This window comes from Gemmatimonadota bacterium (assembly GCA_022560615.1).
GTDB lineage: Bacteria > Gemmatimonadota > Gemmatimonadetes > Longimicrobiales > Gaopeijiaceae > UBA1138.
On sequence record JADFSR010000006.1, the window covers coordinates 118281 to 130951 of the forward strand.

The following is a 12671-nucleotide window of genomic DNA, read 5'->3' on the forward strand; positions in this document are numbered from 1 at the left end:
AAACCAATCGAGTTTCGAAATATGCGCACCTACGCTCAGCCCGAACAGCCTGCTCCCATGCCAGAGGCCCTCGCCAACATCAACTCGAGGGTCCTTGATGATCGAATGCTGAAGAGGATCCTGAATCCGGAGATCTTCACAGCTTTCGCCGAATGCCGAGCCAGCGGACAGCGAATGTCCAAGGGAGCCGCGAACGAACTGGCGCAGTCCGTCCGCGAGTGGGCGCAATCCAGGGGGTGTGTCGGGTACTCCCACTTGTTCTCCCCCATGCGGGGAGCCCTGCACGGCGAGAAGCTCGAGACCTTCATGGGAATGGACTTTGAGACCGGCGACCTGATCGTAAACCTGTCGGGCTCGGAGCTCTTTCAGACCGAGACAGATGGCTCCTCGTTCCCCAACGGCGGTCTTCGGACGACCCACGAGGCGGCCGCCTATATCGGCTGGGACATGCAATCGCCGCCGTTCGTGTACGGCCAGACGCTCTACATCCCTGCCGCCTTCGTAACGTGGACCGGCGCGGCGCTGGATCAGAAGACCCCGCTCCTGCGCTCCAGCGATGCGGTGAACAAACACGCGCTACGGATGTTGCGCCATCTGGGCGACACGCAAGCAAACAAGGTATTCAGCAATGTGGGCTGGGAGCAGGAATTCTTCGTCGTCCCACGCGAGCATTATCTGGCGCGACCCGACCTCGTAGCCACCGGGCGGACGCTCTTTGGTCAGAAGCCACTCCGTGGTCAGGAGCAGTCCACCAACTACTTCGGCCGGATGCCGGTTGCGATTCGAGCGTATCTAGACGAGGCCAGGGACGTTATGTGGTCCATGGGGATCTCCATCGACTGCATCCACAACGAGGTAGCCCCGGCACAGTACGAGATCTCGCCCATCTTCAGCCTGGTCAACCTAGCCGCGGACACCAACGTTCTGGCCATGGATGTGCTCCGCGACCTGGCCTATGAGCACGATCTGATGGTGCTCTTCCACGAGAAGCCGTTCGCAGGCATAAACGGCACCGGCAAACACAACAACTGGGGCTTGAACACCGATACCCGGGACAACCTGTTTGTTCCGGGCGAGACCCCCGCCGAAAACCGGCGCTTTGTCGCCTTCCTCGCTGCCGTGCTGCGCGGGGTGAACAAGCACGGTGACCTGCTGCGCTGCGGGGTGTCCACCTCGGGGAATGACCACCGGCTCGGTGCCCAGGAGGCGCCCCCTCCCATCATCACCGTCCACCTCGGGAAGTCCCTCGAGAAACACCTCAAAGGGATAGCGGCTGGCGGCGAGCTATCGGGGTATGGCCTGCACGACAAGTTGATTCAAGTGGCCACCAGCGTGGTGGATATCGAAGCCAACCTCGAGGACCGGAACCGAACTGCGCCGTTTCCCTGGTGCGGAAATCGCTTCGAGTTCCGCTCTATCGGGGGAAATCAGCACATCGCTTTCCCCCTCGCTCTGGTGAACACCGTCGTGGCCGAGGGCCTCAAGCACATGTGCGATCAGATGGACGCGGGCGCCGACGTCGACCAGGTGATCCGGGAGACCATCAAGGCTAACCAGGGGGTGCTCTTCTCGGGTGACGGCTACTCAAGCGCGCTCTACGAGCACGCGGAGGAGCACAATCTGTTCCACCTCAAGAACAGCCCGGACGCCTATGAATGTCTGACCTCCACTAAAAACCTCAAGCTGTTCTCAGAGCTCGGGGTCTTCAGCGAGAAAGAAGCGCGAGCTCGGCAGAATGTGCTCCTTGAGGCCTACGCCACCGATCTCCAGATCGAGGCGAGGACGCTGATCCACATGATGCAAACCCTCATTGTGCCTGCTGTTCTCCAGGATCTCCAGAACATCGCAGCGTCCGGCTTTACCTCCCGAGCGCTCACGATGCGGCGCGAGCTCGCGCAGAGCTTGTTCACCGAGCTGGATAGCCTGATTGAGGCGTTCGACGGGGCTGCCATTGACGATCCGATGGAGGCCGCGCGGTATGCCGAGGATGTCCTCAAGACGAGGCTGCTGGCGGCCCGCGAGGTGATCGATCCGCTGGAGGGCATGGTGGACTCGCGCCTCTGGCCGGTCCCCACCTACGATGAGCTGTTGCACAGCCATCTGTAGCCATCTCAAACGATGATCCGATCTAATCACGACGCCCGGCGACGGCGCCGTCCAACAACCCATATAGAGACGTAGCCGACACATGCATCGGTTGAAGACACTCACTCCCGGGTTGCTACTCGCGGGGCTGCTCTGCCTTCTGGTTTTTGGTTTCCCCGAGACCGCCCTGGCACAAGAGAATGCGGAGCCGCAAAGCGTCGCATTCGTTGTCGGGACCCTCTGGATACTCCTGGCTTCAGCCATGGTGTTCATGATGCACCTCGGCTTTGCGACTCTCGAGGCGGGTCTCGTCCAGGAGAAGAACACGGTCAACATCCTCTTCAAGAATGTCACCATCGTGTCGATGGGCGTTCTCATCTACGCGCTGATCGGGTTCGGCCTGATGTATCCCGGTGAAGAGTTTGCCGGAGCCTTCTTCGGCTTCGCAGGATTTGGGATTGGCACCGACGCAAGTGGAATCACCAGTGCATACAACGAGAACTACACCTACTGGGCCGACTTCATCTTCCAGGCCATGTTCGCCGCCACGGCGGTCACCATCGTCTCGGGTGCCGTGGCAGAGCGGGTGCGGATTCTGCCTTTCATGGTCTTTGCGTTCCTCTATCTGGCTTTGTGCTACCCGATAGTCGGTATGTGGAAGTGGGGTGGCGGGTTCCTCGACGCTATGCAGACGCCGTTCTACGACTTTGCCGGCTCGACGCTCGTCCACGGTGTGGGCGGTTGGGCTGCGCTCATGGGTTGCATCGTTCTGGGTCCGAGGCTCGGGAAGTACGACGGCGACAAGGTAAATACCTTGCAGCCAGGGAGCCTGCCCCTAGCCACGGTGGGTGTCTTTCTGCTGTGGTTCGGGTGGTTTGGATTCAACGGCGGCTCGGTTCTGTCGGCCGATCCCGGCGCCGTGTCCTATGTCTTCGTCACTACGTACCTGGGCGGTGCCGCAGGCGTCATGGGAGCCATGCTGGGCACGGTGGTGTTGATCAAGCATCTGGACCTCGCCATGGTCCTCAACGGCGCCCTCGCGGGGCTGGTGGGCGTTACCGCCGGTGCAGACCAGCTGGGTATCCTGGATGCAGTGGCCACCGGGTTTATCGCTGGCGTCCTCGTGGTCGCCGTGGTCCTGTTCCTTGATCGAAAGCTCAAGATCGACGATCCGGTCGGCGCCATCTCCGTTCACCTCGTCTGTGGCATCTGGGGTACCCTGGCGGTGGGCCTCCTAGGCAACCTGGCCTCGCCCTCTCAACTCCTGAGCCAGGTGATCGGGATCGTGAGCATCGGTGGCTTCTGCGCAGCCTTCTCCTTTGTGGTGTTCTTTACCATGAAGAAGGCCAACTGGCTGAGGGTGGAAGAAGAGGTGGAGCTTGCTGGACTGGATATGCACGAGCACGGCGTCTCCGCCTATCGGGGGGAACGGGACACCAACCCTCCGACGGTCATGATCCTCTCACCGGCCTATGGATCCACGGTTTCCGGACGAATCGACGTCTTGGCCAACGCAATGGACAATCGAGGCGTGAGCGGCGTACGGTTCACTCTTGACGGGAATGACCTCGGTGAGGGCATTGAAGCTCCACCCTATGTCATGGTTTGGGACACGACGACGGCCAGCAACGGGGCGCATGTCCTCAAGGCTATCGCTTGGGATGCCGCCGGAAATCAGGGGGTCTCTGTCGAATTCAAGATCACGATCGACAACCCAGTCAGGTAGATCTTTGATAACGTGTCGGAGACCAACCTAACCCCCTGTAAACTCACTGTTTAACGATCGGCTGGGTGCTGCAACAGGACTGGGTCAGGTGATCTGGCTCGAGCAGGTCGGATTGGGGCTGGTCACGCCTTCCAGACCCATGCGCCGCAGAAGTGCCTGGAACCGTGTGTGTGCACGGAGGATCGTGAACTCGGGTCTGACCGCGACCTCCCTGACAGATGAGCCGATCGGATGGCATAGGCCTCTTCGAGGTGGTCGAGCGCCCGGTCCAGGTCACCCAGACCGGTGGCTACCATCGCCGCAGCGTGGTAGCTGGCCGGTCCCTGGCTTCCGTCGAACTGCTGAAGAAGTGCCAGCGCCGCTCCGTGCCGTCCTCCGCACGGAGGAGAAACGAAGCGTGCGCGATGTATTCAATCTCGACGCCGGGGCTCCGGGTGGCTGCGTCGCTTCGAGATGCCGCATCCGGGTCGCCCGCTTCCGCTGCGCACCCGGCCACCAGCACTGCGACAAGAATCCTAAGAGAGCCGGCGAGTCTCAATCCAAGCTCCCAGCCTGCTCGCTGACCGGCCATGTCAGCGTGCCACGCCCGCCGAAGTGCCGGCGCTCCTGGCTCTCGACGGAGGGATCCCGATACCGGATGAGGCTCGCCAAGTGGCGTTCGGTCGTCTTGCCGAGGGCCCTGGCGAGTGCGGTCGTTCCCTGCTCGAGGATGTCGCCGACCTTTCGCGCGGGCATCGGCACTTTTCCGTCCCGGATCGCGCTGAGCCGCGCGAGGTGTTCGAGACTGTCCATGAAGCCGCGCACGGCACCGACCGCCTCCGGGTCGTCATTGAGGAGGCGGCGGCTGCGCGTCCCGATGTTCAAGAATAGTCCCTCGGTGAAGTCCGGCAGCGGATCGTCAGCTCCCACGGCATTCAGGATGCCGAGCACCTCGTCGGTGTCCATTTCCCGGGGTCCGCCCTGCCATACCCACACGACGTGCTCGACCGCGTGCAGCGTATCCCACGCGAGCTGACGGCCCCTCGTGTGGTGTCGCCGGCGCTCGAAGAACCACTCCACGACCGCGACCGTGACCACGATACCGACAAGCTCGGTCCCCAAGTTGGTCAGGATCGTGCCCGTGGGTGTGTTCACACCGATGAGGAAGGACCAGACGAGGATCAGGGCCGCGGTACCGAGGCACGCGGCGGTGACGATCCATCGGAGCATCAGCTATCTCCGGGTTACGAAGACGGGTTGGGTCCAGGCGACTCGACCTCCCGAGTCGGTCACCTTCGCTCGAACATAAGCTACGTCGTTGCCTCCGAGATCGAACGCCGCAGGGTTCTCGTCGGTCTCTGCCAAGATCACCCCCGAAGGACCCGAGAAGACCGTGCTGAACCTGAAGTCGTCCAACTCTGAGATGTGGATCTCGATGCGGTCGGGCGTAATCACTATGTCCGAGAGCGCGACACCCGTACTTGCGTAGAATCGACCCGCCTCGAGCGACGCCATGAGCTCCAGGGCATCCAGCGACGAGGCGTTCACCGCGACCCACCCTCGGCCTGGATTCACGCGGCCGGGCGCGAACTCTCCCTGGAAGTGATGCGCGTCGTCGACCGCGATTCCGTAGAGGACCTTGCCCTCCGTGAGCAAAATGTCCCAGATCTCTTCGAGACCCGGGCTGCCGCCGCCGCCTTCGTTGTGGACCGTCGGATGCCCGTTCCAGATCTCGAGCAGTCTGTCGCGCTCGATTTGCCTCAGCTCGTCGGCTCCGAAGGACCAGCGGAAGTTCGGATGATTGATGTGCGGGACGCCCTCGACGTCGCGAATCGCGTCCACGTTCGCCTGGATGGTGGCGACGAGCGTCTCGGCCTGCCGCGCTTCGATGAGCCCGGGAATGTTCAGGCCGTTCACGTGAATCGACGCGTCCTCGAAGCTGGACGTGACTTCCTCGCCGGGGATCAGCAGGAACGTAGAGTCGACCAGGTGACTGAGCGCGGCGGGATCGGTAAAGACGTTGTGATCAGTGAGCACCAGAAAATCGTAGCCGTGGTCCTTGTACCACTGCGCTACATACTCGGGCGACGAATCTCCGTCACTCATCGTCGTGTGCGCGTGCGTGTTCCCCTTGTACCAGCGATCGCCTACGTCTTCCGGAACCTCGAACTCGTAGATTGCCTGCTCGGCGCAGGCCGTTGAGGCGAGCCACGCGAGCACGAAAGCGAGACCCAGCGAGAGGCGCTTCATGGGCGGCGACCGCGGTCTCGCCCCGCCGCTGCCGCGGTATCGGCCACCGCCGCCACGGTATCAGCCACGGCCGCCGTGTCGGACGCGCCCGCGGGCTCCTTGGCCTCCGTGCCGCCAACTCCGGGGCTCGCCTCGGCCTCGTTCCCCGTGCCGTTCCCCGCGGTGATCGAGTCGAGCAACTGCTGAAGGTCGAAGGGAGCCGCATCGCCCTCGTCGAAGCGTCTGGCCGCGAATCGCGTCAGCAGCATCGCGCGGTCGCTCAAGCGCGTGATGTCCGGGGCGAGCTCCTCGGGGCGCTCGAACACGTCGGCGCCCAGGATCTCCTGAGGGCGGAGTGTGTGTTCGACGATGTTCAACTCGAGCAGCTCGTCCTCCGGCACCTCGAGCTCCAAGAGCACGACCGGGTCCGGCTCACCGGAGTGGAATGCCCACCGCATCGAACTGGGGTCGGGCACCGCCTTGCCGTTGATCGAGAGCAAGCGCGTGCCGGAACCCTCCGCGTATTGGAAGCCCAGCACCTCGGCTTCGATCCGGGAGCGGACGCTCATCAGCACCCGGCGCTTGCCACCGACCGGGTCACTGTAGTCGGTATAGATCTCCGGCTCCGGCGCGTCGACGAGCTCCGCATCGGCCACCGGCACATCGCCGAAGGTTTCTCCGAGATCGGTGTATGCGAAGTTGCTCAGGTCCCGCACGGCGTCGAACTCAGAGCCCGCCCGCGCGACCGCCCATTCCCGAGCGGCCGTGTTGGCCGAGTCCGAGAGAGGGCCGGTGACCCACAGCGCCTCCCGGGCCCCATGGTCGAGTGCGTAGAGTAGCGTCGAAGGCGATGGACGCTCCGATGTAGCTCTCGCAGTCAGTATCCCGATGCCGAGCGCCGCACCACCGACGACGAGGCTCGTCACCGGTGCCCACCAGGAGTTGGGATGCCTCAGCCCATCGATCGCGGGCAGACACAAGTACGCTGTGACCGCCATCAGCACCGCCAACGCTCCCGCGAGCTGGAAAGACATGGCGATCCAAAACAGCTCCGTGACCGGCTCCAGAAAGGCGAGCACCGGCAGAGCCAGCAGCAGGGCCAGAGTCCATCCGACGACGCCCGGAGTGTTCCTGCGGAGGATGCCCAGCAATACGATCGCTGAGAGAGCCGCGGCGAGGGGCCACTGGACGTTCATCGCCGCGAGAGGCATCGAATAACTCAACCACGCTGCCGCCCCCAGTGGAGCGATGGTGGCGCCCAACGCCAGTGAATTCAGGTGGACCCACCGGCGTGCGACACCATGCAGCGCAGTGACGATCGCGAGCACGGCACAAGCCAAGGCGAGCACGTACCAGCCTTCGCTGTGGTACGCCGAGCCGTGCAGACTGCCGAGCTCTGGATGGAAGCCGGGCAGCCACGCAGCGAGCACTCTGGCGGCCCCGTACGAGAGTGCAACACCGACCGTCGAGATGCCCGCGCCGACGACGATCCCGACGAAGCTGCCGGTGACGACTCGTGTCACGAGTAGCGCGAGCAAGAAGAGCACGAGCAGGCCTCCCGAGATCGGCAGAACCCACTTGGCATCGTAGACGAAGAAGCCGAAACCGGGCACGTTGAAGAACGTCACGTTCGGCGCGTCGACCTCGGCCAGGTCCTGGTCTCCCAGATATCGCAACGCGTTGAGCACATGCGTGCCGTGATGCTGCAGCGTCGACTCGGACATGTTCTCGGGTGAGTCGTACACCTGGTGATATACGTGCGCGTTGTCGATGGCCGCGAAGTTCAGCCCCTGGATGCCGGCTTCCTTGAACGGCGTGTAGTCGGTGTCCCGCGGCAACCTCTCGTAGACCTCGTAGGACATTGAATTGCCGTAGGCGGTCGGGTCTGCCGCCCGGAACGCACGAACGATCCAGCCGTTTTCCTGGCCGGTCTCGAACATGATGGACGGTCCGCCGCTGCCTCTCATCTCGAGGGAGAGCACGAGGCGCACGTCGTCTATCCAAGGGTGCTCGTCTACGAAGGCGCGGGCGCCGAGCAGGCCCAGCTCTTCCGCATCGGTGAAGAGCACGATGAGGTCGTTCTGAAGCGGTCCGCTCGCCTGGATCGCCCGCAACGCCTCGAGGATCGACACGATCCCGGAACCGTCATCGGCCGCGCCCAGCGCGAGCTCACGGCTGTCGTAGTGCGCGGTGACCAACACCGCTCCCGTCGAAGCCGTGCCAGCGATCCGGGCCACCACGTTGCGCACCGTCGCGGACCGCACTATCGACCCGTCCTGGATCAGGCTCGTAGCGGTTTGCACCTCGGGCTCCAGGCCCATGAGGGTGAGGCGATCCACGAGGTACTCGCGCACCCGTGCGTGTTCAGGTGAGCCGGTCGGGTGTGGAGCGCGAGCGATTTCCACCAGCGTCGCCATGGCGCGTGCGGAGGAGAACTCTGCTTCCCCCGCATTCGCGGGCACGGGGCGTAGCTGACCGGTCCGGCTACTCGCGAAGACGCACGCCGCGAGCAGTAGTGCCGCGGTGGCAGGCCCCCGCCACTTGCTGCGCGGGCCCTCTTCCGCGGGCTCGGGGGCTGCCTGCTCGGACTCTCCGGGCGCCTCCTCCGCCGAAGCCTTCTCTGCCTTTGGCTGAGCGCGCTTCGCCTTCTTCTCCTGTTTGGCCTTCTCCCGCGCGGCCTCCTTCTCCGCCTTCTTGCGCGCGCGGTCGGCCGCCCGCTGCTCTTTCTTCGACGGTTGCTCCGTGCCGGTCCCTGCAGCCGAGGCGGCTGGCGCGGGTGGCTCCTCCCCCAACAAGGCCGCCATCTCCTCCGCGGTCATCTCTGGACGGTCGTCGGAGAACTCGGCCTCGAGTTCCTTGATCTCGTCCTCGGTGAGCCCCAGGTCCTTGTCGGACGGGAGATCGGGAAGATCGTAGTCGCTCATCTGCTACCTATCTCGCCAGGGCCCTCACGACGTCGTCGATCGCTGCGCGCACGCGTGACGCCGGGAGTCCGGAGCCATTCGAAAGAATGGAGAAGATCACCTCTGTGCCGTCGTCCCGTACGAGATATCCTGAGAGAGAGTTCACGTTGGAGATCGTTCCTGTCTTGGCGAAGAGCCGCCCCTCCAGATCCGTTAGACGCCGCTCGAGCGTCGAATCCTCCTCGCCGGGTTCAGCCAGCGCCGCACGATAGGTCGCAGCGTTTGAACCGCGCCGCATGTACTGCAGAATGCGGACCAGCGCTCGGGGCGTCACTAGGTTGTAGGCCGAGAGCCCTGATCCATCCCTCGGCGCTATGTCCAGGCTGTCGACCCCGACCTGCTCGGTGAGGAAGGTTCGAATCACTTCGACGCCCTCGGACCAACTACCGTTCTCACCCCGGTCGGCTCCGAGCGTGCGAATGAGCTGTTCGGTCATCCAGTTCTGACTCGGCCCGAGAATGCCGGCCACCAACTCCGAGAGCGGAGGCGACTCGAGCGAAAAGATGAGCCCTGCGTTGGCACATTCCCGCACCGAGCCCGACAAGCATCCCCGACCGACTCGGACGCTGTCGACCCACACGACCCGCGCCTGGTCTTCGACAACGATGCCTGCATCTGCGATCGCCCTGCCGAGCGCCGCCGTTGCCTGGCGAACGGGGTCTCGGATCGCGAATGACAGCGTGTCCACCGTGCCGAGCTCGGCGCGTCCCTCCAGAACCAACCTCCGGGACTCCGGGAGGTAGCTCGGGCGGACCCGGGTGGTGCTGTCGGGTGGGGAGGTCCTGAGCCGAGAGGTCACAAAGTCGTCGCTACCCAGCGGAGACCATTCGACGGATGCGGGTGCTCCTACCGCCGCGCCGGCACGAATGATGAGTTCGATTTCTCCCTCGTCGATCGCGAACGCCCCACCAGTGGCCGCGGATCGGCCCCGAAGGTCCGCCACCTGCCACGTCGGCCCCACGGTGGCCGAGTCCCACGCCGACACGTCCACGAACACCGATCCGGCTACGTGCTCGAGCCCCCGCCGTCTCAGTGAGTCCGCGATCGCGGACAGCGCCGCCTCGCCCGAGTCCCAATATCGGTCGGAGAGAGAGGGGTCTCCGGAAGCGATGACGACCAGGTCGCCGTCGAGCAGCGATCCGAGGACAGAGCCGGTCGCCCATACTTCGGTCCGGTACCGGTAGTCCGGTCCCAGCAGGGACAGCGCAGTGGCGGTGACGAGAATCTTCTGATTGGACGCCGGAACGAACTTCCGGTGAGCGTTGCGCGAAAACAGGATGCGGCCGGTTCGAGCGTCGATTGCCAGAACGCCGAAATGCACCTGGTCGAAGGGTGCCGAGTCCAGGGTCTCGTCGATCGCTTCGCGATCGACGTCTCCGGCACCGACGCCTCCTCCCACCGAGGCACACCCGACCTGGAGCGAGACGGCGAGCACGACCGACAGGCCCTTGAGCGCGCGCTCCCTCTTCGCCGCGTGCCGCGGCCGGGCGAAGAGTGCCGCCTGCACACACGCGAGTCCGCCGCGTGCCGCGACTCCGCTGGCGGTGAGTCCCGTGTTCTTCTTCATGGCCCGAGCGAGAGAACTCGCCGTCGAGTAGCCGAGCAGAAACGCTGTCTCCTCGACCGTGCGGCGGTCGCGGCCCAGATACGCTCCAGCCCGAAGGAGTCGTCCCCAGAGCAAGAGCGTCTTCGGGGACGGCAGCCCGTCCCGGTGCAGCGCGGACACCAACAAACGCGGCGCGCGGCCCATCGCGGCTGCGAATTGCTCAACGGAGGGCTCGGACGTGGCGTGTTCGATGGACCACGCAATGGCCCGTGAGCCGAGCGTGCCGAACCGTCCTTCGAGCTCGTGAGCGATCCGGATGGCGCTGTTCGCCGCCATCGCCTGGTCCACCACATCTCTGATCTTGGCCGCGTCGTGCCGGCCGGCGAGAAGAACGCCATCGACGCCCAGCTCACCCAGATCGTAGTACTCGAGCTCCCCCGTGACGTCGGCGTAGGCGATGATCGCGAGGCTAGGGTACTTCTCGCGAATCGCTTCGATTTCGGCGCGTGCCACGTCTCGGCCGGGGTGGTCCGCGTCAACGACACATGCATCGATCGATTCTCCGCTCAGCGCCTCGTTCAGGGCACGCCACGAAGAACGCACGACGACCTCGTGCGTTCCCCCGAGGGCGGTGCTCATTCGTGCCGCGGCTCGAGCGTCTGGTTGGAGGATGGCTAGTGACGCCAAGAGTGGTCCTCACAGGATCCGCCTCTGGGAAGGGCATCGCGAAAGTGCCGGCCTTGCGCGGGATCAGCAAGAAATTTGTGCCGGAGGCTCCCGGGCGAGCGGCGGAGATAGGCTAGCTGCTCGGCTCGAACGTCACGGCGGTCCCGTAGCAGAGCATCTCTGCCGCGCCGGCCATGACCATCGAGGTCTGGAAGCGAACACACACGACTGCGTCGGCTTTGAGCGTCCGGGCTTCTTCGACCATGCGGTCGAGGGCCTGCTCACGGGCTTCCGCGAGCATCTTGGTGTACTCACGGACTTCGCCGCCGGCGATGTTCCGCAGCACAGCTATGATGTCCTGACCGATGTGCCGCGAACGGATCGAGCTGCCACGGACCATGCCCAAGGTGCGCTTGATTTGCTTGCCCTGCACCTCGAGCGTGGTGACGATGATCATCGATGGACGTCCTTATACGGGTCCGCACCCCACTCCTTGTAACGCTCCCAGATCACGGAAGCCAGGAGAGTGAGAATACCGATCACGATCGCGCCTGTGGCAAGCTTTTCCCACGCATTCGCGGGCGAAGTCGTGAATACGTATGAGCCGTAGGCCGTCCAAACGATGGCCCCGACGACGACTAGGATCCAACCGATGGGTCTGGTCACGCTGGCGTTCACCTTGTCCCAAACGGAGCTGTGGTAGGTACCGGGGTCGAAGCTCAGTCCCTGGAAATCCGTCCTCATCGCAAGGAAAATCGCCAACTCTCGCTTCAACTCCGTCGAACGCTCGAGCTCAGCGTCCACGCGAACGCGCTCCTCGGGCGGCATTTCGCCGTCCATGTAGCGCATCAGGTCTTCCTTGGAGACTCGGTCGGCCATTGTTCCTAGGGGTACTCGACGCCCTGATCGACGAGCGCCTCTTTAAGCGCGTGTCGCGCGTGATAGAGGCGGCTCGCCACCGTCCCTTCCGGTATTTCCAGGATCTGGGCTATCTCCGAATATCTGAACCCTTCGAGCTCCTTGAGGACGAGGATTTCACGGTGTTCATCACCGATCCGCTCAAGACCCATCCAGAGTATCTCACGTACGGCGCTGCGTTGATGGGCCCGCTCGGGACCCTTTTCACTGCTCGCTGGGCGGGCCTCCAGTCGCTCATCCAGCGTTTCCACCTTGAACCGCGCCTGTCGGCTGCGAAGCATGTCCCTGCACTGGTTCCTCAGAATCTGGAAGAACCACGGACCGAAGGGCCGTCGCACATCGAAGCGGTGCAGCGACCTGAACGTCTTCACGAACGCCTCTTGAAGCGCGTCCTGAGCGTCTTCCGTATTGCTCATCATCGCCACGGCGAGTCGCAGACCCGACGGCTCGTAGGCTCGGACGAGGGGCTCGTAGAACCGAGTGTCACCGGTTTGGCACTTGCGTATCAGTTCCCGCTCCAGCTCAGGCTGCAATGTGGCTCCTCTTACGTGACTGGTCC

At 63.8% G+C, this 12671-nt stretch carries 9 protein-coding genes; 2 read left to right on the top strand and 7 right to left on the bottom strand.

The features are described from left to right. Positions 1-105: 105 nt before the first annotated feature. Both IIB36_05900 and amt read left to right on the top strand, forming a co-directional pair. Positions 106-2106: a glutamine synthetase III gene (locus IIB36_05900; GenBank protein ID MCH7531286.1), complete on the top strand. Its 2001-nt coding sequence runs from the start codon at positions 106-108 to the stop codon at positions 2104-2106. 82 nt (positions 2107-2188) lie between these two features. Next, positions 2189-3811, top strand: coding sequence for an ammonium transporter (gene amt / locus IIB36_05905; protein ID MCH7531287.1), 1623 nt, complete (start codon positions 2189-2191; stop codon positions 3809-3811). A 534-nt stretch (positions 3812-4345) separates the two neighbouring features. Here amt and IIB36_05910 read toward each other — a convergent pair. From IIB36_05910 to IIB36_05940, 7 genes are all read right to left on the bottom strand, one after another. Further along, the gene (locus tag IIB36_05910; protein MCH7531288.1) at positions 4346-5020 is read right to left on the bottom strand and encodes a hypothetical protein; all 675 of its coding nucleotides are present in this window, start codon (positions 5018-5020) and stop codon (positions 4346-4348) included. A 3-nt stretch (positions 5021-5023) separates the two neighbouring features. Continuing rightward, complete coding sequence (locus IIB36_05915) at positions 5024-6040, bottom strand: PHP domain-containing protein (protein MCH7531289.1); 1017 nt, start codon at positions 6038-6040, stop codon at positions 5024-5026. Further along, positions 6037-8943, bottom strand: a complete 2907-nt coding sequence (locus tag IIB36_05920; GenBank protein ID MCH7531290.1) for a M20/M25/M40 family metallo-hydrolase — start codon at positions 8941-8943, stop codon at positions 6037-6039. Before IIB36_05920 ends, IIB36_05915 begins: the two co-directional genes overlap by 4 nt. 7 nt (positions 8944-8950) lie before the next feature. After that, a complete protein-coding gene (dacB, locus tag IIB36_05925) occupies positions 8951-11167 on the bottom strand; it encodes a D-alanyl-D-alanine carboxypeptidase/D-alanyl-D-alanine-endopeptidase (GenBank protein MCH7531291.1) in 2217 nt (738 codons plus the stop codon). 160 nt (positions 11168-11327) lie between these two features. Further along, positions 11328-11651 (bottom strand): YbjQ family protein, encoded by a 324-nt coding sequence (locus IIB36_05930; protein ID MCH7531292.1) that lies wholly within the window; start codon positions 11649-11651, stop codon positions 11328-11330. Then, entirely contained in the window at positions 11648-12073 is a 426-nt protein-coding gene (locus IIB36_05935; GenBank protein MCH7531293.1) for a hypothetical protein, read from the bottom strand. Before IIB36_05935 ends, IIB36_05930 begins: the two co-directional genes overlap by 4 nt. A gap of 5 nt (positions 12074-12078) precedes the next feature. Then, on the bottom strand, positions 12079-12645 hold the full coding sequence (locus IIB36_05940) for a sigma-70 family RNA polymerase sigma factor (GenBank protein MCH7531294.1): 567 nt from the start codon (positions 12643-12645) through the stop codon (positions 12079-12081). Between the last annotated feature and the right edge of the window lie 26 nt (positions 12646-12671).